This is a genomic window from Endozoicomonas sp. ALD040 (assembly GCF_049275945.1).
Lineage (GTDB): Bacteria > Pseudomonadota > Gammaproteobacteria > Pseudomonadales > Endozoicomonadaceae > Endozoicomonas_A.
The window spans coordinates 610,852-633,088 of sequence record NZ_CP184829.1; the positions used below are offsets into that span (position 1 = coordinate 610,852).

The 22,237-nt window shown below is 46.0% G+C and carries 18 protein-coding genes; 4 read left to right on the forward strand and 14 right to left on the reverse strand.

The features are described 5' to 3' along the window. Window positions 1–5 precede the first annotated feature (5 nt). From ACOJUN_RS02095 to ACOJUN_RS02110, 4 genes are all read right to left on the reverse strand, one after another. Entirely contained in the window at window positions 6–578 is a 573-nt protein-coding gene (locus tag ACOJUN_RS02095; RefSeq protein ID WP_422135026.1) for a hypothetical protein, read from the reverse strand. Between the two features lie 78 nt (window positions 579–656). Then, window positions 657–1,961: an OmpP1/FadL family transporter gene (locus tag ACOJUN_RS02100; RefSeq protein WP_422135027.1), complete on the reverse strand. Its 1,305-nt coding sequence runs from the start codon at window positions 1,959–1,961 to the stop codon at window positions 657–659. Window positions 1,962–2,116: 155 nt separating this feature from the next. Continuing rightward, window positions 2,117–2,833 carry a trimeric intracellular cation channel family protein gene (locus ACOJUN_RS02105; protein WP_422135028.1) on the reverse strand — a complete coding sequence of 239 codons (717 nt, stop codon included), beginning with the start codon at window positions 2,831–2,833 and terminating at the stop codon, window positions 2,117–2,119. A gap of 151 nt (window positions 2,834–2,984) precedes the next feature. Next, entirely contained in the window at window positions 2,985–4,619 is a 1,635-nt protein-coding gene (locus ACOJUN_RS02110; protein WP_422135029.1) for an IS1634 family transposase, read from the reverse strand. A gap of 523 nt (window positions 4,620–5,142) precedes the next feature. Here ACOJUN_RS02110 and ACOJUN_RS02115 point away from each other — a divergent pair. Continuing rightward, the gene (locus ACOJUN_RS02115) at window positions 5,143–6,468 is read left to right on the forward strand and encodes an OmpP1/FadL family transporter (protein ID WP_422135030.1); all 1,326 of its coding nucleotides are present in this window, start codon (window positions 5,143–5,145) and stop codon (window positions 6,466–6,468) included. Between the two features lie 131 nt (window positions 6,469–6,599). Here ACOJUN_RS02115 and ACOJUN_RS02120 read toward each other — a convergent pair whose 3' ends face one another. After that, window positions 6,600–6,905: a hypothetical protein gene (locus ACOJUN_RS02120; protein ID WP_422135031.1), complete on the reverse strand. Its 306-nt coding sequence runs from the start codon at window positions 6,903–6,905 to the stop codon at window positions 6,600–6,602. A 648-nt stretch (window positions 6,906–7,553) separates the two neighbouring features. Between ACOJUN_RS02120 and ACOJUN_RS02125 the strand changes: the two genes are divergently transcribed. Continuing rightward, window positions 7,554–8,828, forward strand: a complete 1,275-nt coding sequence (locus tag ACOJUN_RS02125; RefSeq protein ID WP_422135032.1) for an OmpP1/FadL family transporter — start codon at window positions 7,554–7,556, stop codon at window positions 8,826–8,828. Between the two features lie 90 nt (window positions 8,829–8,918). Here ACOJUN_RS02125 and ACOJUN_RS02130 read toward each other — a convergent pair whose 3' ends face one another. The 4 genes from ACOJUN_RS02130 to ACOJUN_RS02145 all read right to left on the reverse strand — a co-directional run bounded on the left by ACOJUN_RS02130 (window position 8,919) and on the right by ACOJUN_RS02145 (window position 13,174). Continuing rightward, window positions 8,919–9,680 carry an amino acid ABC transporter ATP-binding protein gene (locus ACOJUN_RS02130; RefSeq protein WP_410493919.1) on the reverse strand — a complete coding sequence of 254 codons (762 nt, stop codon included), beginning with the start codon at window positions 9,678–9,680 and terminating at the stop codon, window positions 8,919–8,921. Between the two features lie 39 nt (window positions 9,681–9,719). After that, window positions 9,720–10,808 (reverse strand): amino acid ABC transporter permease, encoded by a 1,089-nt coding sequence (locus tag ACOJUN_RS02135; RefSeq protein WP_422135033.1) that lies wholly within the window; start codon window positions 10,806–10,808, stop codon window positions 9,720–9,722. 11 nt (window positions 10,809–10,819) lie between these two features. Then, complete coding sequence (locus ACOJUN_RS02140; protein ID WP_422135034.1) at window positions 10,820–11,998, reverse strand: amino acid ABC transporter permease; 1,179 nt, start codon at window positions 11,996–11,998, stop codon at window positions 10,820–10,822. A 150-nt stretch (window positions 11,999–12,148) separates the two neighbouring features. Next, window positions 12,149–13,174, reverse strand: coding sequence for an amino acid ABC transporter substrate-binding protein (locus ACOJUN_RS02145; RefSeq protein ID WP_422135035.1), 1,026 nt, complete (start codon window positions 13,172–13,174; stop codon window positions 12,149–12,151). A 250-nt stretch (window positions 13,175–13,424) separates the two neighbouring features. Here ACOJUN_RS02145 and folE point away from each other — a divergent pair, with 250 nt between their 5' ends. Next, window positions 13,425–13,982 (forward strand): GTP cyclohydrolase I FolE, encoded by a 558-nt coding sequence (gene folE / locus ACOJUN_RS02150; RefSeq protein WP_317145386.1) that lies wholly within the window; start codon window positions 13,425–13,427, stop codon window positions 13,980–13,982. Window positions 13,983–14,020: 38 nt separating this feature from the next. Here folE and ACOJUN_RS02155 read toward each other — a convergent pair whose 3' ends face one another. Then, the gene (locus tag ACOJUN_RS02155; protein WP_422135036.1) at window positions 14,021–15,478 is read right to left on the reverse strand and encodes an RING finger protein; all 1,458 of its coding nucleotides are present in this window, start codon (window positions 15,476–15,478) and stop codon (window positions 14,021–14,023) included. Between the two features lie 232 nt (window positions 15,479–15,710). Between ACOJUN_RS02155 and ACOJUN_RS02160 the strand changes: the two genes are divergently transcribed. Next, window positions 15,711–15,827 carry a hypothetical protein gene (locus ACOJUN_RS02160; protein ID WP_422135037.1) on the forward strand — a complete coding sequence of 39 codons (117 nt, stop codon included), beginning with the start codon at window positions 15,711–15,713 and terminating at the stop codon, window positions 15,825–15,827. Here ACOJUN_RS02160 and ACOJUN_RS02165 read toward each other — a convergent pair. From ACOJUN_RS02165 to ACOJUN_RS02180, 4 genes are all read right to left on the reverse strand, one after another. After that, complete coding sequence (locus tag ACOJUN_RS02165; RefSeq protein WP_422135038.1) at window positions 15,805–17,220, reverse strand: RING finger protein; 1,416 nt, start codon at window positions 17,218–17,220, stop codon at window positions 15,805–15,807. The two genes, ACOJUN_RS02160 and ACOJUN_RS02165, sit on opposite strands and share 23 nt — an antisense overlap. A gap of 159 nt (window positions 17,221–17,379) precedes the next feature. Next, window positions 17,380–18,654 (reverse strand): RING finger protein, encoded by a 1,275-nt coding sequence (locus ACOJUN_RS02170; protein WP_422135039.1) that lies wholly within the window; start codon window positions 18,652–18,654, stop codon window positions 17,380–17,382. Window positions 18,655–18,959: 305 nt separating this feature from the next. Beyond that, the gene (locus ACOJUN_RS02175; protein WP_422135040.1) at window positions 18,960–20,381 is read right to left on the reverse strand and encodes an RING finger protein; all 1,422 of its coding nucleotides are present in this window, start codon (window positions 20,379–20,381) and stop codon (window positions 18,960–18,962) included. Between the two features lie 333 nt (window positions 20,382–20,714). After that, window positions 20,715–22,142 carry an RING finger protein gene (locus ACOJUN_RS02180; RefSeq protein WP_422135041.1) on the reverse strand — a complete coding sequence of 476 codons (1,428 nt, stop codon included), beginning with the start codon at window positions 22,140–22,142 and terminating at the stop codon, window positions 20,715–20,717. Window positions 22,143–22,237: the final 95 nt, after the last annotated feature.

Below are 22,237 nucleotides of genomic sequence, written 5' to 3' on the forward strand. Positions count from 1 at the left end.
CATTGCTACTGAGTATTTTCCGGTGATGAAATCAACAGGTAAACTGTCCAGTCATGGGTAAACAGTCCGCCTGTACTCACATTTTCCAGAGAACCCCTGACCTGCCCATTGAAGGAATACTGAATTTTTTCACCTTTGTTGTCAGGCAATGCCACCTGCTTTTGCGCCCAACTCTTCGGCAGACATTGACCAATGACGCGGTTGGCTTCGTCAAAAGCCTGAGCCGCAGTCTGTTCATCAGGCAGAACACGACTGCATACATAGCTGTAACGATTCGACCACTGCCAGACCTCACAGCCACCGTTCAGTGGTTGATAGTCTGTCTGCCATATGGTGATCTTGTTGTAAAAAGAAGGTTGCTTACGTATGTCCGAAAAACCATTCTGACTTTTGGTGAAAATATGCCCGAGATCCTGACAGATCTTGTCCTGATCAACAGTAGGCTTTTCGGTAATCACTTCATCTTTGTTGCTGGCTGGCTGGTCTGCATACCCCGAAACCGGAGCACCTCCTGTCGCCATTAACGCGGACATCACAAGACTAATTTTAATCGTTTTTTTGTTAAAGACTGATTTCATCGACTTATTCCCTGGTTCTGAAAAACCTCTACCAAGACCTTGCCTGTAAAAACAGGCAAGGTCTCAGACTCAACAAGTCTAGAAAATATAATTCAATTGTGCAGCCACAATACTGGAGCAGTTGTCATATTCCCCTGTTATTACGCCGAAACTATCAATAGGAGTGCCTTGATTTGGCGGTTTGTTGTACTTGGCTTCATCTATTTTTCCTTCTTTCAAACTCACGTACGCATAGGAAATGTCGATGGAGAGATTGGTATCAGGCCTCCAGTTTGCTCCCACAGTAAACCAATTGCGATCGGAATCCGGTGTACGCACAGTACGATTGTCATCATCGACAGGAGACTCATCAAACATATAACCTGCCCTTAGCTTCCACTCTGGTAGCACTTGCCATGTCGCACCAAAACTCCAGGCCCAAGCATCTTTCCAGTTGATTGGGACATAACTGGACAGATCAGAATTATCCGCTCTGACATAAAACTCCTCGAAACGGCTCCAACGAGTCCAAGTGGCCTCAGCCATCAAAGTCCATTCATCGTTGAGCTGATGAGTCAGGCTCAGAGCTGCTCTCTCAGGCATAGTAATTTCGAGCTTTGCATCTGATTTCCTATTAACAGGACCTGATAGCTTTACATCTCCCTCGAGTTCAAAATCAATCTCAGAGAAGTAAGCAAGGCCGACATAGGTTCTATCATAAACATTCCACAGTGCTCCCAGAGTCCAAGCCAATGTTTTATCATCACCTTCAATCTTTGCTTCAGCAGCAGGAAGACCTTCCCTCAGGAAGTTAGTGACATCTGTATTCTGGGTTAATTCCCCTTCTACATAAGAACCTATCAACCCAAAACCAATAGAGAAGTCTTCCTGGAATTTATAGGAAACCGTCCCCTGCAAGTTAACGGTTTTAAAGCTGGTTTTAATGCCAAAGTAACGACCCGCCCAATCATCGTCATACTCCAGCTCAATACCATTAGGAGCATATCCACTTATACCAAAGCTGATTTGATCATTCAGCGGCATAACAAAATGCCCAAAAGGCACCCCGCTTGTTGACACGAAATCTTCCGTTTTACCTTGAGCAACCACCGTTCCAGTAGGAAGAGTATGCTGCCCCTCAAACTCACCTCCCTCAAGAATGATGGCGGAGCCCACTGAAACCTGAGTACCCTCAACATAAGCTATACCCGCCGGGTTATTGGCTGCAATGGAAGCATCCTGAGGGTTGGACGCTCTGCCCGCATAGGCTGTACCCATGTAGCTGGCTGAGTTTTCATTAATACCGTAACCTGCAGAGAAAGCATTACTGGAATGAAAGGAAACTGCCATGGCGGCAAGAAGAGGTGACAGAACAGCCAACCTCTGTCGTAAACACAAAGTCATCTTCAAACCTCATTGTGTGTGTTGTTCTGAAAGGTATAGACGCAGAAACGCTTCCATGCTTTTTTTTTAGAGGCATTAACGACGATTAGTAATCAAGAGATATTAAAAACACGAGAGCTCTGAGCAAATAGCTATATCTCAAAGCTCCTTTCAAGTCAGCGGGCGGTGGGAGGCAGGTCAAAACGGGGGAGAGATAATTTCTTGTAAAGAGCCAAAAGTCTGAGTAACAGAACCAAACCTGCAGACAGCAGTGTTGCCATATTGACTCCAATATAAGATTCCAATACAACAAAAAGAGCACCACCCGCCATAGCGGCAAAGGCGTAGACCTCTTTTTTTAGCACCAGCGGCACTTCACCGGAAAGCAGATCACGGATAGCCCCTCCACCACAACCGGTAAGCACCCCCATCATGACAGAGACAATAGCCGAAGCACCGAAATCCAGAGCTTTGGTGACACCAATCACGGTAAATACAGCCAGACCCAGCGCATCAGAAAGCAACATCATATGATGGGTTTTCTGATGCCAGCGCCTTACCAGAATCGCCAACAACGTTGAGGCAAGAGTGACCAGAACATAATCATGATTCTGTACCCAGAAAACCGGCGTTGCTCCCAGAAGAACATCGCGAATCGTGCCACCCCCCACGGCAGTGGCAAACGCCAGAACCATTGCCCCAAAGATATCCATATCCTTGCGACAGGCGAGCCAGGCACCGCTGATGGCAAACACTGCAGTACCAAATAAATCCAGAATATAGAGCAGCATGAAAGAGAGAATGAATCCGATGAATGAATACCCAAAGTATACGTTCCAAATCGCATAGGCCACATCAGGGCGCTTACTTAATTCAACAGGAACTTTCGTCAAACTCCGAAGCCTTATGCAGGTTCAGATGACACCATGAGTGCCTGTCTTTCAGTTTATATAAAAAACATCTTAAGTATTCAACATGGCCCGATTACTGACGCCTACACAGCAATCAGAGACTCGATTGTATATCCGCCTTTCACCACCCCTATCAGGAATACATGGACTCGTAAAAAATGCCCAAAATTTGAATGATCGTCCACTGCCTTTCCTTCAAGCCAATCACATGTTCCTCCTGATTATTGACCGTTAATACACTAAGCCCCTGGAAACAGAAAAATACCCATCTTGCTGTTGGGTTCTGGCAGGGCTTTTTTTTCTGGTCTGGAAATACACGACTTTGCTTTTTCAGTTCCTGCCTGATTCTGTGCTGGATAGCAGCATAGACCATCAGGCATAGAGTCATCACCATTAACAGGGCTTCAATACGTTCCGCTTTCTTCAGATAGAGCGAAGAGACCAGAAAGTCCGGGCTCTTCAGGAACCGAAAGCCGCCTTCAACTTTTTGTTGCGACTTATAAGTAGACAGCAGCTCAGAGGCATTCAAACTATTTTTATCCAGTTCATTGGTGCTTAGGATAAAACAACCCAGTGAGGCTTCTGCATGCTCCCTTTTCTCGCAGGAAACAAAGCATTCAGCCTGCACAAAGTACTCGAAGTGATCAGGCTTGCTATCCGGCGATGGTCTTCCTTTGCCCGAATAGCAGGGTTTACGGATAACCTCTGGCTCTGTTTCGCTTTGGCAAAGTTTCGATTGTTTCTGCCACAAGGCAAAAGCCTTCAATGCATCGTCCCGGCACAAAAAGGCCTTTTTGCTCAGCTTCTCCAGATCACGGGCCTCTTTCAGTGACTGCTTTTGCATCTTCCGGGTCAATGTTTTCCGTTCACTAAGCCCGCGCTTTTTGTTGAGAAACAGGAACCATCGTTGCTGAACCCCTCCGTAGCAGGAAGGCACTTCAGCTGAGTAGTAATCTTCATAGCCTTCAACAGGCACCAGCGACATGGTTGGCGCTTTGCAGACCAGCTCCTTTGCCTCCTTGATGTTCAGGGGCACCCGGGAGATAAACAGCTGCTTTTGCTCATCAAGCAACTGAAGGGTTTCTGCAACATACATGGCAGCATCAGCAACCAGATAGCGGCTATTCAAAGCGGCCTTAAAACATGACAGATGATTTTTGATAATTTCCTGAAAACAGGTTTTGTCGTTTACATTACCGCTGGCAGGGGCCATAAACACAGGGATGCCCGCCTGATTTTCAGTCATTAACTGCAAGACTACCTGATTCAGGTCAGGCCGGTGGTCACGGCTGTAACCTTGGCAGATATGAATACAATTTAAGTCGTCTGGATTGTCATGACTGTTATAGACTCCATCCACATGAAAGCTGGTGCCATCCAGATTTAATGCCTTGCAAGGAAGTTTCAGATGATTGACGACCTTGACGGCCAGATTGAGATACAAGTCGCTAACACCAGCGTCGTACAAACTGTCGAGAGCCCGACCAAGTACCTTGTCGTTCAAGTGTTCGGCCTGTATATCTTCCCCGATAAGGCGGTCAATCGGCTTATCCTCAAAAAACTCAGGGAGCATGTACAGAGTTTGCCCCGTAAAGCCCAAGCCATTGATGATCATTGCGACTACAGCTTGTCCAATAGTGACATTACGAACATCGGAGTCATTTGTGATACGGGCATCAATGTATTCGGCTATCTTTAACTCCCGACACATAGCGGCAACCAAGCCAAGGTGGTTGAGGTTCTTAGACTGGTATTGAGCTTGAGGCATGTTGGTGCACCTGAATGTCTGTTTATTTCTTTGACAACAGATTTTAGGCAAATATCAATCGGGGTGGTGAAAGGCAGGTATATTTTTTTAAAATTTTTTTTCTTCTTTTCTCGATACTGTTCCGGATCTCAACCTTCCAGAAAAACCATTAAATATCATTGAGTTAGTTATAAAAAGCGGCATCAAAATACCTTAAATTCATTAAAATAAAAATCGAATACTATTCGAATTACAATTAACACCCACCCCTGTCTTGACTCGACACCTCTAAACAGAGATATTTCGTACTGTCGTTTCAAACATCCATTGCAGAGCACGTTTAAAACGGCAACAAAAACTAATAATAAGCATAAATAGACCAGCGGTCTTTCGACCAGCGAACCGGAAAAGACTCAAAAAAGAGCAAACAAAGTTCGCAATCAGGCAGCCTCACATCACTTGTTAATAAAAAAAGAAGCCATTTCTTAGTGGCATTCTTTGCAACAAGCAGCCGCCTCAGGTCTTGCCACCGCCAGGAGTTATAATGAAAAGCCACACTCGTTCCTCGCATTTTTCTCTCTCTCCATTAGCTGTAGCCTCCTCCCTGGCTGTTGCACTTTCAGCAGGTCAGGCGGTAGCCGGTGGATTTGAAAAAGCGACTCTCTGGGATGCCGAATACAGTGCACTGGCAGGTGCTGCTGTGTCTTCTGTTAATGATTCCAGTGCCATCTTCTTTAACCCGGCCGGTCTGGCTTTTGCGGAGTCTAATGATATTGCTCTGCATGTGTCTCCTACCATTACCCATACGAAAGGTCCTGCGGGTGGTGAAGGTACCTTTATCGATGGTGAGAAAAACTTTTCTCCTGTTGGAGGTCTGACAGGTCTGTTCAGACTGGATGACAAGTTCACCATGGGTTACGGTATTTATGCTTCTGGTGGTGCTGCTGCCAGTTATGAAGATGTAACGGTTGGCAGTACATTTACTATTCCAGGTGCCGGTATACCAGTTACACCAGTCACAGGCGACTACTCTACTGACATCAAAATTATTGAAGCTGGTCTGGGCTTAGCTTACCGCATCAACAACAACTGGTCCGTTGGGGGTACTTATCGCCTGACCTACGCCACTGCTGATATCAACTTGCTTTCGAGTGTATCGGGGGTAGGTGCTTCGGTGGGCTACAACGACCTGAGCGGTTTCAACACCTTCGGTGTGCGTCTGGGTGCCATGTATCGCTCAGATGACGATCGTTGGGGCTGGGGTATCAACTACCGTTCTGAAGTAGATATAGAAGCAGATGGTGATTACAAATACCGAAACGGCACACCCGCAGCCACCGTTACTGGTGATGCAACCGCAGAAACCGCACTGCCCATGCAGATCTCTACCGGTATCGACTACAAGGTAGATCCACACTGGACTCTGTTTGGTGAAATCACATACACCGACTACAGCAACAATGAACAGATCGACTTTTCCGTCAAAGACACCAGCGATGGCTCCAGTGCGGCTGTACCTGCAATCTATTCCAACTGGGAAGATCAATACAACTACCGCATCGCTGCCGAGTACACTGGTATCGAAAACTGGGCTCTGAGAGCCGGTTACATTTATACAACAGCTGTTGTACCCGAAGAGTATGCTGCGCCTACCTTCTCTGCTCCAGCCGATGCCCACAGCTTTACTCTGGGTGCTGGCACCAGCATTCTTGATGGACAGGTGGATCTGGACTTCGCTGCTGTATACGACACAGTTAAGAATGACGACGTGAAAGGTGGTGGTCAGCTGACCGATACTACCCAATCCTACGCGGGTAAGTATGAAGGCACTTCATACTCCCTCCATGCTTCTGCAACCTACCGCTTCTAAGCCGGTTTGTTAGTCGCATAATAAACAAGGCCGCTGATCAAAAGATCTGCGGCCTTGTTTTTTTCTGAGATCATTATTTAACCCCCTTCCGTCCAATAGATGTTTAACCTCTCATAAATACAGTTAATGTATTAACCACCCGGTCCGACCTCATTATCGAATGAGCGTAAAACCCCGTACTTTGAGAGGATGTCGCAAAACTCCAATAGCTCGTTCCCATGCTCTGAGGTCGTCATTCCCGCGAAGGCGGGAATCCAGCGCCAACGGTGGATCTCTGCCTTCTCGGGGATGACAAGGCCAGGGGGCACCGGGCAGTATGGTTCTGGTGGTGAGTCAGTGTGGATTCCCGCCTTCGCGGGAATGACGAGAATGAAGTCGGGAATGACGAGAATGAAGTCGGGAATGACGAGAATGAAGTCGGGAATGACGAGAGTCAACTCGATCGCACGTTGGAGAGAGTTTTGCGACACCCTCTGGAGCATGGGAACCAGAGTTTTACGACACCCTCTTGAGGACGGGGATGAAAGCTCGGCTTGCAGAGCAAGCCTCTTGTGCTATTTTGCCATCCGTCAGGCGTTTCTAGCGATTACGCTACCTGACAGGAAAAGTAAAATACCTTCCGCTTTCTGCCCGTGTTTCTTGACGGGGTCGCCTAGACGGGGTCGCCCAGACGGGGTCGCCCCGGGTCTTCCGGAGAAGAATTCCAGTAACGCATCTTAATCAAGGTGCATGGAATTAATTGCAACAATAACTCGAATAATATTCAAATTATTATTAACAAAAAAATTCACCTTGAATTAGAAAGTTAGAAATAGAGTTACTGCTCACAATAATTTCAAAGCTTGTTTTGAAGCACTTTTAAAAGTTTTTTTAATAGCTAATTATTTACAAAAAAATAACATTAATTTCGATTAAGAATAAATAAAATAGCCCTCGTTCGACCAGCGAACCAGCAAAAATCCACAAGAGCTCACAAGGTTCGCAATCAGGCAGATTGATGTCACTTGTTACGACTTGTTAATAAAAAGAAATCCTTTTTTAAAACAGGGAGCTGCCTGAGGTCTTGCCACCATTAAGGAGTAATAATGAAAAGCCCTACACGTTCCTCGCCTTTTTTCCTCGTTTCAACTCTCGCTGTTGCTGTTTCTTCAGGTCACGCGGTAGCCGGTGGTTTTGAGAAAGCGACTCTCTGGGATGCCGAATACAGTGCACTGGCAGGTGCAGCCGTTTCTTCTGTCGACGATTCCAGTGCCATCTTCTTCAACCCGGCCGGTATGGCTTTTGCGGAGTCCAATGATATTGCTCTGCATGTGTCTCCTACCTTTACTCAGGTAAATGGTCCTGCGGATGGAAATACTTTTATTGAAGGTGAAACCAACTTTTCCCCTGCGGGCGGCCTGACAGGTCTGTACAAACTGAACGACAAGTTCACTATGGGTTATGGTGTTTATGCTTCTGGTGGTGCTGCTGCCAAGTATGAAGATGTAACGGTTGGCAACGATCACTCCATCACAGATGAATACTCTACTGACATAAAGATTATTGAAGCGGGTCTGGGGTTATCTTATCGCATCAATAACAACTGGTCCGTTGGGGGCACTTATCGCCTGACTTATGCCACGGCCGATATCAACATGGTGTCAGCAGCTCAAAAACCACCTTTTGGAGAGGTTGGAGCTGCCGTGGGTTACAACGACATGAGCGGCTTCAATACCTTCGGTGTCCGTCTGGGTGCAATGTACCGCTCAGACGACAACCGTTGGGGCTGGGGTATCAACTACCGTTCTGAAGTAGATATTGAAGCGGATGGTGATTACAACGAGCGAACCGGCCTCACTCCAAGTAGGTCAGCAGACGCGACTGCAAAAACAGCACTGCCTATGCAGATCTCTAGTGGTATCGATTACCAGGTAGCTCCAAACTGGACCCTGTTTGGTGAAGTCACATACACCGAGTACAGCAACAACGAGCAGATCGAGTTTACCTCCGACGACAGCCTGCTTGTACCAGCAATCAACACCAACTGGGAAGACCAATACAACTACCGCATTGCAGCCGAGTATACCGGCATTGAAAACTGGGCCCTGAGAGCCGGTTATATTTATACAACAGCTGTTGTACCCGAAGAATATGCTGCGCCTACCTTCTCTACTCCAGCCAATGCCCACAGCTTCACTCTGGGTGCCGGAACCAGCATTCTTGATGGACAGGTGGATCTGGACTTCGCGGCTGTCTACGACACCGTTGAGAATGACGATGTAAAAGGTGGTGGTCAACTAACTGAGGACACTACATCTTACAGTGGCAAGTATGAATCCAGCTCATACTCCCTCCATGCATCTGCAACTTACCGTTTCTAAGCCGGTTTTTCAGTAGAAACATAACAAGGCCGCTAATCTTTCGATCAGCGGCCTTGTTGTTTGGAATTCACACTGAATTCAAACAGGCAATTAGTGATTAAGAATCTGCCCCAAAAACTCCCTGCTACGCTCGGACTTCGGATTATTAAAGAAGACTTCCGGTGTCGCCTCTTCCACGATTTGCCCCTGATCCATAAAGATCATGCGATCCGCTACCGTTTTGGCAAAGCCCATTTCATGGGTCACGCAGAGCATGGTCATGCCTTCATTGGCCAGCTCGATCATGACGTCCAGTACTTCCTTGATCATTTCCGGGTCCAGCGCCGAAGTCGGCTCATCAAACAACATGATTTCCGGGTTCATGCACAGGCTTCGGGCAATTGCCACACGCTGCTGCTGACCTCCCGAGAGTTGTCCGGGATATTTATCCGCCTGATCGGGAATACGGACGCGCTCCAGGTATTCCATCGCTGTTTTTTCCGCTTCTTTTTTAGCGGTTTTTCTGACCCAGAGCGGCGCCAGCGTGCAGTTTTCAAGCACCGTCAGATGAGGGAACAGATTAAACTGCTGAAACACCATACCGACTTCACGACGGACCTTCTCTATATTTTTCAGGTCCCGGGTCAGCTCTGTGCCATCAACAATAATCTGGCCTTCCTGATGCTCTTCCAGCGCATTGATGCAGCGAATCAACGTCGACTTACCCGAGCCGGAAGGCCCGCAGATCACGATCTTTTCGCCACGCACCACATCCAGATTAATATCTCTGAGGACATGAAAGCTGTCGTACCATTTATTAACCCCATTCAACCTGATGACAGGACTTGCAGGGTCTTTAACTTCCCGGACCATCTTATCCATGAAGACCTCTCATTTTCATTATTCTTGAATTCAATTCTTTTCCAGGCGCTGGCTGTATTTGGACATACCAAAACAGAACAACCAGAACACAAATCCGGCAAACAGATAACCTTCTACGGCACTGCCCAGCCACTCGGGGTCATTCAGGGCCGCCTGAACAATCGAAAGCAGATCAAACAGACCAATTACCAATACCAGACTGGTGTCTTTGAACAGGGCAATAAAGGTATTCACAATGCCGGGAATCACCAGACGAACAGCCTGGGGCAGCACCACCAGCAACATACTCTGCCAGTAGCCCATTCCGAGACTCTGACAGGCTTCTACCTGGCCTCTTGGAATCGCCTGCAATCCACCCCGCACTACTTCTGCCATATAAGCTGACTGGAACATAACGATGCCAATCAGGGCCCGAACCAGTTTGTCGAAAACAATTTCTTCCGGAACAAACAGAGGCAGCATAACCGACGCCATAAACAGGACAGTAATCAGCGGAACGCCACGCCAAAGTTCAATATAGGCGGTACAGAAAGTTCTGATAACCGGCATGGAAGATCGTCTGCCAAGGGCCAGCAAAACGCCTACCGGTAGTGATGCCAACATGCCATAAAGCGCCAGCACCAGTGTCACCATCAAGCCACCCCACTTGTGGGTTTCAACCTCGGGCAGACCGAAGTAGCCTCCGGACAGCACCAGCCAGGAGGTCACAGGCAACACCAGCAGTCCCAACCCCAATGCCAGCTTCTTGCCGGGTATGGCCGGAATCATCAGCCAACCCAGAATCAGTGCCAACTGCGCAAAAAACAGATTCACCCGCCAGATTTCACTCTCGGGATAGAAGCCGTAAATAAACTGATCCAGTCGTGCAGTAACAAAAGCCCAGCAGGCACCGTCGACATTACAGGCCGAGCGACTTTCGCCCGTCCAGGTGGCGTCCATGACCGCCCACTGCCAAAAGGGAGGAAGGATCAGATAGAGCCCGTAAATAATGGTCAGTGTCATCAGTGACTGTAAGGGCGTCGCAAACAGCTTCTCCCGCATCCAGCCTAAAACACCCCTCGAGTTGACCGGGGGCTCTCTTGCAGGAATCATTTTTTCTTCCATCTTCGTGCTCTTCATAAAGAGAGTCCTTATCGCTCTATCAGCGATACCCAGCGGTTATACAAGTTCATCAAGACGGAGACGGTCAGACTGATCGTGAGATAAACGACCATGGTCATAGCAATCACCTCAACGGCCTGACCGGTCTGGTTCAGTGTGGTTCCCGCAAATACACTAACCAGATCCGGATAACCTATAGCCGTCGCCAGTGAAGAGTTCTTGATCAGGTTCAGATACTGATTGGTCAGGGGCGGAATAATCACCCGCATGGCCTGGGGAATCACCACCAGACTCAAAACTCTGCGGGGCTTGAGACCCAGAGCCGCAGCGGCTTCCTTCTGACCTTTGCTGACGGACTCAATACCAGAACGAACGACTTCAGCAATAAAAGCCGCAGTATAAATACTCAGAGCAAACCAGAGCGCAGCCAGTTCGGGGATTAAAACCAGACCACCAGAGAAATTAAAACCTTTTAATTCCGGTATCTCCCATTGCAACTGTGCATCTACCAGAAAGCTGGTCACCAGTGGAATCAGCACAACGAATGAAGCCATTGCCAGCTTGATAAAAAGAATCGTTCGCCCGTTGTTTTCGCCATGTTGACGGTTAGACAACCATGGGCGCATAAAGAATCTCAACGTCAGAACAACAGCCAGACAAGCGACGAACACCCAGACAACCGTCACCATGCCAGCATTGAATTCGGGCCAGGGAAGAGAGATACCACGGACATTAAGAAAGACGGCATCAAACAGGCTGATGCTTTGACGGGGGTTGGGCAGAATGCCCAGAACCGCAAAGTACCAGAAGAAAATCTGCAGCAGCAGGGGAATATTCCGGAAAACCTCAATATAAATACTGGCCATTTTTGACAGCAGCCAGTTAGAGGAGAGGCGGGCGACACCGATCAGGAATCCAAGAACGGTGGCAAAGATAACGCCCAGCAATGAGACCAGCAGAGTATTGAGCAAACCCACCAGAAAGGTTCTGCCAAAGGTGTGGCTTTCGTCGTACTCCACCAGCGTCTGGATAATGCCAAAACCTGCGGATTGGGATAAAAAATCAAAGCCGGTACTGATACCGCGATGCTCTAAATTCGACAGGGTATTGTTCACTACCCAGGCGACCATTGCCACGACGGCAAGGATCAACAGAACCTGAAAAAGAACAGCCCGCCAGACCGGGTCTCGCCAGAGTCTTACTAACATAGGGTGCCTTTTTTATTAGCCATGAAGAATCCTTTCATGGCTTTACTTTTATTTTGCTAAAGGTATTTTGCCAGAGGTATTTTACTATAGGCATCTGATAGCAGAAGGCTGACAACCCTCTTTATTGGGGCTGTCGGCCTTTCAGAACTCTTAGCGGAAAGGAGGTGCGTAGAGAATACCGCCCTGGTTCCACTGGGCATTGAGGCCACGCTCAATCTTCAGAGGAGAGGATGCACCGATATTACGCTCAAAGACTTCACCGTAGTTACCCACTTGCTTCACTACCTGGTAAGCCCAGTCGTCCTTGAGACCCATGCCTTTGCCTTTTGGACCTTCAATGCCCAACAAACGGCGAACGGAAGGATCGGTTGAGGACTTGCTCTTATCGATATTGGCTGAAGTCAGACCCAGTTCTTCGGCATTGATCATAGCGAACAGAGACCACTTCACAATGTTAAACCATTGATCATCACCCTGACGAACCAGTGGCCCCAGAGGCTCTTTCGAAATCACTTCGGGAAGAACGACAGCCTGATCCGGCTTGGACAGACGCAGTCTCAGGGCATAAAGCTGGGATTGGTCAGAAGTCAGGACATCACAACGACCTGAATCAAAACCTTTGGCCGTACCGTCGGAGGTATCAAAGACAACAGGCTGGTATTTCATGCCATTGGTGCGGAAATAATCGGCCAGGTTCAGCTCGGTAGTCGTACCGGACTGAATGCAGATCGCAGCACCATCCAGTTGTTTGGCACTGGTCACACCCAGCTCTTTTTTCACCAGAAAACCCTGACCATCGTAATAACTGACACCGGCAAAGTTGAGACCCAGCGACGCGTCACGGGTGAGTGTCCAGGTGGTATTACGGGAAAGCATGTCAATTTCACCAGACTGCAGAGCGGTAAAACGCTCTTTGGCGGTCAGGGGAATGAATTTAACCTTGGAGGCGTCACCCAGTACCGCAGCGGCTACGCCACGACAGACATCGACATCAATGCCGGACCACTTGCCTTTCTCATCAGGTGTCGCAAAACCCGGCAGACCGGTGTTTACACCACAACTCAGGTAACCTTTGCTTAACACGGTTTCCAGGGTACCGCTATCGGTCTCAGCCTGAGCACCGGTAGCTGCCAGCATAAGAACAGGTGCAACCCATTTTTTGAGTTTTCTTATCATAATCGATCCCGTTTGTTATTTTTTTACTACTTTACAGTAGGCATCTGATACTCGCTGTAACTTACCTAGATTGAGCAGAGCTGACAAGTCCGCCAACAAATAAATCTCTCAGAGACTCAAACCGTTCCACATGGCCCCCTTTATGTTAAACTCTGGCCAATTTTTTACATGAACTACCCATGAAGGACAGACAGTATCCGCCCCCTGCCCTCTTCATGCCACTACTTTTCATGTCACTATTGAGCGATCCATGACCGAACATCTGAGCGAACATTACAAAGCCATTCTCGAATCCCTGGGAGAAGATATTCACCGTGATGGCCTGAGAGAAACCCCGAAACGTGCCGCCAAGGCCATGCAGTTCCTGACACGCGGTTATGAGCAAAGCCTTGAGGATATTGTCAATAACGCGGTGTTCGAGTCCGATATCAGCGAAATGGTGGTCGTCAGGGATATTGAACTCTACTCCATGTGCGAACACCACATGCTGCCCTTTATTGGCAAGTGCCACATTGGTTACATCCCTGATGGCAAAGTGCTGGGCTTGTCCAAGTTCGCCCGCATCGTGGATATGTTTGCCCGTCGTCTACAGATTCAGGAAAACATGACCAGGCAGATTGCCGACGCAATTGTTGAAGCTACGGGTGCAAAAGGGGTGGGTGTTGTCATTGAAGCCAAACACATGTGTATGATGATGCGTGGTGTCGAAAAGCAGAACTCTTCCATGACCTCCTCTGTCATGCTGGGCCTGATGCGTGAAAACCAGCCTTCCCGTCAGGAATTCCTGCAGTTTATCCGTAACAAATAATCCGCTGTCGTATAAGGGAGCCTTAACGGCTCCCCTTTTCAGGGCCGTGGCACGAGGTATATATTCCTGTAAGATTGCGTTATTTTCCGACAAATGGGACACCCCCGCTGCTCCCGTATAAATCGCTCAGCACAATTCTTGCACAAACCAGCGTGTCCACAAGGCTCTAGTGCCGTCATTTCATGCGGTGGTTCGAAACAAACTGGACATTTAGCGGTTTCACCTGGAGTGCCCCCAACGGCTCCAGCTTCCTCAGTTAGAGTTTGGCTTGCTAATTCCTGTCTCAGCTGGGCTATCAGTTCATTTTGTTGTTGAATGACTACAGCCGGGTTTTGCTGCGCAGAATCTGGATCCTCACCAGAAGCCTCAAACTCAACTTCAAACTCCCTGCTGTCGTCTGAACCTCGAAAATAATTCGATAGATAGTCCAGATTTTCTGACGATTCTGCCTGCACTGGCACAGAGGGTGTGGTGCAAATACCCATAATAGCCTCTGTAAACTCTTGCATACCCTCCATGGTAAACATGACCTGAGGTACAGGGCGTAAATGCCCAGTGGGGCAAAAACCAGCCAAGTTCCAGTAGATAGTAGCCATAATCTCGTAGGGTAAGTACCCTCGCAGCAATGCTTCCAGTGTCCCCGGCCATTCCCGCCCTGAGTTGATGCTGTGGAAAGCTGCTGATGCCATTGCAGTCAGACCAATTAGAAGTGCTATTTCCGTGTCGAATCCGGCTGCCATAAATTGACCGGCAATGCTGCTCGGTGAACTGTATTCATTAATATTTTCAGAAAGCCAACCAAGGAAAAATGCCCGATTGTAGGTTATTCCGGTATATCTCTTACGCAGCACGGTAAAATAGTTAGTAAAGTCATTGCCAGAAAGAAAATGAGGACCAAGAAAAGCCAGAAGCATCAGGACTAAATTGTTATTAAGTCCAACATGATTGGACTGACTTGCTCCCCAATCTGAAGAGAAATAATGAAAATAAGGATTTCTCCAGCCACCTCTCATTACAGACGAAAAAAAATGTTCAAAGAGGCTTTGTGCTATTGCTTTAATTAGCGCTTTCTTGTCAGGACTTTGTACATTGGTCTGATTTATATTTATAGCGAACATATAATGTATTAGTCTCAGCACTCTTTGAATGCGAGTTTTTTGATCATATCCATCGTGAGTCCTGTTCACATAATGAAAATAAAATCTGATCAGACGTCCAAAATCTTGCTCATCAACCTCGTAATTTCCGCTGATTTCAAATCGCTCATCTCCAGACAGGTCGTCAGAGGTTAAATTAAGTCCGACAAAACCAATGCGGATGTTTTCAAATAGGCTTTGATCAGCGTGCCTTTGTTGTTCGTTTAAAGGTGGATTTGTGTTTGCCTTACGATACCTGCGAAATTCTTCAAGGCCGTAGGTGTCGTTTGCCAGCACCTGCTGATAAAAAAACAAAAATACTGAAAACAAAAGTGTCTTTAAGGCACATCCTATGGTCATACTCTCACCTGCATTCGTTAAAACAGCTGCACAACTATTAATGAGCTTTACGTGAGCCCCCCCTCAGTGCCTATTTATATAGGCCATGGAGACCCATAGAAAAAGCTGACCCGGATGTTGCCATTACAGCAATCGCCTCAAGCCTGCTCTCGGGTGTATCCCGATGGAGAGAAAGCAGTGACTTTTTAGCCGGACAGAAGATGGGGCAAACAGCATTAGTCTGCTCCAGACATTGATCGTCAGTTGTCTTCTTGCAGGCATTGATCCATACAACTACTTCGTAGATTTGCTCCAGCGCATCAGGCAATCTGGCACTGTGCACACATTCAAGGAAGAGACATGTCGATAACTCTAATGACTGATAAGCTAGCTTCCCGACAAAAGGGACAGTCCCTCTGCTCGTTTATAATTCGCTCAGCACAATTCTTGCAGAAACCAGCATGCCCGCAACTTTGTAACAGCATAATGTCTTCCAGTGGTGTGCGACATAGTGGGCATTTTTTGACTGCTCCTGAGGCTCCTCCAACTGCACCAGCTTCCCCCCTCTCGGACTGGATTGCTAATTCCCGTCGCAGTTCGGCTATCAGTTCATTTTGTTGTTGAATGACTTTTGACGCATCCTCATGCTCCGTATCTGTTTCCTCAATATGACCATCACTGTCCGAGCTCTCAGAAGAATCCACTGAGTGGCCCCGCCTTTCTGGCGGTGATACAGGTGTGGGGTCAATACCCAAAATACTGTGTGTAAACTCATGCATACCATTCACGGTAAACATAACGATAGGTACTGGATACGATCGTCCAGCGTGGCAATGAATGACTATATTTCTGTAGACAACATCCAGAAGATCGTATGGCAAGTAATTTATCAACAAGGTTTCCAGAGTCTCTTGCCATTCCCGTCCTGAATTAATGCGCTGGATAGCCGCTGATGCCATTGCAGTTAATCCGATTAAAAGTGCTGTTCCTGCGTCCAATTCAGCTGTATCTAATTGATTGGCAAGACTTTGCGGAGAATGATATTCATTAATATTTACAGAAAGTAATTCACGTTCAAATGCATGATAGTAGCTTGTTCTGGTGTAACTGTTATGCAGCACTTTAAAGTGGTCATATAATTCATTCTGTAAAAGAAAATGGGGACCAAGAAAAGTCATCAGAAATAAATCTTTATTAACATCGTCATAACTGTAATGACTCGCTGTAAATTCAAAATCATAATAATGGAAATAATGTTCACTCCCGCCATTTATACTTTCAGACAAAAAGTTTTTCTCAAAGAGGCTTTCTGCTATTGCATTTATTCTTCGTTTATCTTCGGGGTTTTTCCCATTAGTCCTATTTATATTTATAGTGAATATAAAATTCATTAGTCTCAGCATTCTTTGAATGCGAAGTTTTCGAGATTGTTCAGTCACGTTCACATAATCAAAATAAAAGTTATTCAAACGATTAAAGTCTTGCTCAGAAATCTCGTAATCATCACAGATTTCCAGTCGCTCATCTCCCGATACAGTGTCAGAAGCTAAATTAAGCCTGACAAAACCAATACGAATGTTTTCAAGAGGGGGTATGGCGGGCTGACCTGTGCAACTTTGTTGTTTTTCTGAAGGCGGTTTCCAGTTTTTCTTTTGATGCTGGCGGAATTCTTCAAGGTCATAGGTGTCGTTTGCCAGCCCCTGCTGATAAAAAAACAAAAATACTGAAAACACAAGCATCTTTAAGGCACATTCTATCGTCATACTTCCACCTGAATTCCTTGAAACAGCTGCCATCCGATCTCGACAAATAGCGGGGTCTGAACCCCGCTCGAACGCTTTCTCTTGATAATGGGTACAAACTGACTCTATCGTTCCCATGGAGTCAGAGTATCAGGCAATAAACTTGCACTGCATACACATTCAATGAGGGGGCATTAAGAATATCTTTCTAAATGATTCAGGTTCTTTCCGACAAACAGGACATCCCCTCTGCTCCCGAACAAATCGCTCAGCACAAACCCTGCATAAACCCGCGTGTCCACAAGTTTCTAATAACGTTATTTCTTGCAGTGGTTCGAAGCAAACCGGACATTCTATGACTTTTTCTGGGGCTCCTCCCACTGCACCGGCTTCCTCCGCTCTGTGTTGGCTTGCTATTTCCTGTCGTAATTGGGCTATCAGTTCATTTTGTTGCTGAATGACTATTGACTGATCCTGATGCCCGGAATCCAGCTCCTCACCAGGCTCCTCAACCTCATTGTCTGAACCCAGTGAATAATCCGATTGATAGTCCAGGCTTTCTGACGATGATGCCGATGATATTGCAGGTTCAGGGTTAATAGCCAAAATACTATGCGTAAAATCTTGCCTGCCACTCAAGGTGTACATAACCGTAGGGACAGGGAAGATGCGTCCGTTGTGGCAAAGGCTGGCTAAATTGTTGTAGATAATGGCCAGAAGTTCGTCTGGCAAGTGACTCATCAACAAGGTTTCCAGTGTCTCTGGCCATAACTGTTCTGAATTTAAGCACCGGGAAGCGGCTGGTGCCATTGCGGTTAAGCCAATTAGAAGTGCTGTTTCTGTGTCCAGTGCGGCTGCAGTCAATTGATTGGCAATGCTTTGCGGAGAATTATATTCATTGACATCTCCAGCAAGCAGCTCACAGGAGAATGCTCGACCGTAGCTTTTTTTGGTATAGCGTCTTTGAAGCACGCTAAACCATTCAGACAAGTCAAACCGGGAAAGATAATGGGGACCAAGAAAAGCAAGAAACATCAAGATTAAACCGTTATTAACACCTGCATTATAAGACCTATCGTCTGCTGAAACTGAATGAAAATAAAGGAAATAAGGATTGCTTCGCCCGTTTACATTGTCAGATAAAAACATTTGCACAAAGAGGCTTTTTGCCATTGTATTTATTAATTCTTTCTCTGCCGGGCTTTCTCCCATGAACGTATTCATATTGATATCGAACATACGGTGTATGAGTCTCAGTGCCGTTAGAATATGTGTTTTTCGATAGTTAGGATCACCTATGTTCATATAGTTAAAAAAAAAGTTTAGCAGTCGTTGAAAGTCCTGTTCAGAAACCTCGTAATTTTCACAGATTTCCAGTCGCACATCTCCAAACAAATCGTCAGATTCTAAATTAAGCCTGACAAAGCCAATGCGTATGTTTTCAAGTGGGCCCATGACAGGTCGGCCTGATTGCCTCTGTTTTTTCTTTGAAGGCGGTTTCCAGTTTGTTTTTTGATACTCGCGAAATCTTTCAAGATCATAACTATCGTTTGCCAGCCCCTGGTGAGAAAAAAACAACAACATTGAAAACAAAAGTGTCTTTAAGGAACATGGTCTTACCATACTTTCACCTGTATTCGTTATAACAGCTGCACTGCTATTAATGAGTTTTGTATGAGCGTCCCTGGCAACTACTTATGGTCATAATGACCAATAAAGAAAGCTTATTCTGATGCAGCCGGAGAGATGACAACCCATTTTCAATGAGAAGACATATCTAAAACCCTCTTGTATGATTCCGATTTTACCCGACAAAAGGGACAGCCGGTCTGCTCCCGTATAATTCGCTCAATACAAATCTGGCACAAACCAGCGTGTTCACAACTTTTAAAACCCATTACTTCTTGCAGTGGCTCGTGACAAACTCCACATTTTTTGGTGACTCCTGCTGCTCCTCCAATTGCACCCGCTTCCTCCGTTGCAGTTTGGCTTGACAACTCACTTCGTAACTGGGCTATCAGTTCATTTTGTTGTTGAATGACTATTGATTGATCCTGATGCTCAGGATCCGATACCTCAAGAAAAAACTCAGTCTCTGAACTCTCAGAATAATCCGATCGATTGTCCGGGCTTTCTGACGATAATGCGTGGGGGTCAATACCTATAATACTGTGTGTAAACTCTTGCATACCGCCCGCTGTAAACATAACCATAGGTATAGTGTACGATGACACAGGATGACAATGGTCGTCTATATTGCTGTAGATAACGGCCAAAAGTTCGTCTGGCAAGTGTCTTCGTAACAAAGCTTCCAGTGTCTCATGCCATTCCAGTCCTAAATGCATGTGCCGAAAAGCTGATGCTGCCATTACAGTCAAACCGATTAAAAGTGCTATACCTGCGTCCAATTCAGCTGCTTTTAATTGATTGGCAAGACTTTGCGGAGAGTCATATTCATTGATATTTTCAGAAAGCAATTCACGGTCGAATGCTTGCTCGCAGCTTTTTTCGCTATAGCTATTATGAAGTACGTCAAAGTAGGCATATAAGTCATTCTGAAAAAGAAAGTGGGGCCCAAGAAAAGCAAGATACATCAGGACTAAATCATTATTAACACCGAGAAAATTCGACTGATTTTCTATCGAATCCGGATAGAAATAATGGAAATAAGGATTGATTCTGTCGTTTACCCTGACAGACAAAAACTTTTTTTCAAAAAGTCTTGTTGCTTTTGCATTTGCCAACGGTTTCTTTTCCGGGCTTTGTTTATTGATCATATTTATGTTCATAGCGAATATACGATTCAACAGTCTAAGTACTCTTTGAATGCGATCTTTTCGATGCTGAAGCTCACCCATATTCACATAATCAAAATAAAAGTTGTTCAGCCGATTAAAGTCTTGCTCATCAACTTCGTAATCTTCACAGATTTCCAGCCGTCTATCTCCAGATACATCGTCAGATTCCAGATCGAGTCTTACATAACCAATACGGATGTTTTCAAGTGTGCTCACTGCGGGTTGACCTGTAAGCCTTTGTTGTTTTTTTGAAGGCGGCTGGCAGTTTGTCATATGATGCTGGCGAAATTCTTCAAGGTTATAGGTATCATTTGCCACCCCCTGCTGATAAAAAAACAAAAACACTAAAAACAAAAGCGTCTTTAAGGCGCATAGCATGGCCATACTTTCTCCTTCACTGATTGAAACAGATGTACCACTACCAATAATGAGCCTTGTGTGAGCGTCCTCGGCACATATTTATACTGGCTACGGAGAGCAATAGAAAAAGCTGATCCGGATGTGACCATTGACGCTAATCATATGTAGTCTAGCCTCTGATGTATCCCGATGGGGAGAAAGAACTGACTTTTTTGGCTGAACAAAAAGAACGTTCAGATAACCCTGCCCTGTTCCAGACATTATTTGTCAGCTGTCTTCTTTAAGGCATTAATCCTTACAAGTACTTCGTCGATGTGCTTCAAAGCGCCGGGCAATAGACCGGCACTGTTCACACATTCAGGGTAAAGACATGTCGAGAATCTTCATGCATGACAAGGGTACGTTCCGACAAAAAGGACATTCCCTCTCCTCACGTATGAGTCGCTCAGCACAATTCCTGCAAAAACCAGCGTGTCCACAACTATGTAACGCTACAAGGTCTGTCAGGCGGTCGGTACAAAGTGGGCATTTTTTGGTTTCTGCTGAGGCTCCCCCGACAGCACCCGCTTCCTCCGTTGCGGATTGGCTTGCCAATTCCTGTCGAAGTTGGCCTATCAGTTCATTTTGTTGCTGAACGACGATTGACTGATCCTCGAAATCCGATTCCTCAAGAGAAGAATCACTGTCTGAAAGCTCATGATAATCCACTAAAAATTCCAGACTTTCTAACGATGCTGCCTCCGATAAAGGCACGGGGTTAATACCCACAATGCTGTGTGTAAATATTTGCATACCATACACGGAGTACATAAGCGCAGGTTCAGGGCGTGAGTTTCCAGAGCGGCAATGCCTGGCTATATTGCTGTAGACAATCGACAGAAGCTCGAACGGCAAGCATCTTATCAATACGGTTTCCAGTGTTTGCAGCAATTCCAGTCCTGAATTCATGCGCTGGAAAGCGGCTGATGCCATTGTAGTTAAACCGATTAGAAGCGCTGTGCCTGCGTCCAATCCGGCTGCATTTAATTGACTGGCAAGGCTTTCTGGAGAATGATACTCATCGATATTTTCTGAAAGCAATGCACAATCAAATGCTTGATTGCAGCTTACTCCGGTATATATGTTTTGCATTATCCTAATGCCGGTATACAAGTCATTCTTGGAAAGAAATTGAGGACCAAGAAAAGCAAAAAACATCAGGGCCAGACCGTTGTCAACATCAGCATAACTGGATGAATGTTCGTCAAGAAATATATAGAAATAATTCAAATATGGATTGCTTCTGCCATTTATGTTGACAGACATAAACAGTTGGTCAAAAAGGCTTTTTGCCATTGCATTGATTGACATTTGCTCTGCTCGACTTTGAACAGTAAATCTATTTATATTAATAGCGAATATACGATGTATGAGTCTCAATACACTTTGAATGCGAACTTTTCGACGTTGAGGTTCACCCATATTCACATAATCAAAATAAAAGCTCTCCAGACGTTTAAAGTCTTGCTCAGCAACCTCGTAATTTTCAAAAATTTCCAGTCGCTCATCTCCAGATACATCGTCAGAAGCTAAATTAAGCCTTACAAAGCCAAGACGCATGTTTTCAAGTGGTTTCATGGCCGGTTGACCTGTACTGTTTTGTTGTTTTTCCGAAGGCTGTTTCCCGTTTGTCTTTTTATGATGGCGATATTCTTCAAGGTTGTAAGTATCGTTTGCCAGGCTCTGTTGAAAAAAAAACAAAAATACTAAAAACAAAAGTATCCTTAAGGCGCATAGCATGGTCATATTTTCACCTTCACTCGTTGAAGCTGTACTACTGTTAACGTTCTTTTTGTGAGTTCCCAGGCACATATTTACACAGGCTATGAAGAGCAATTGAA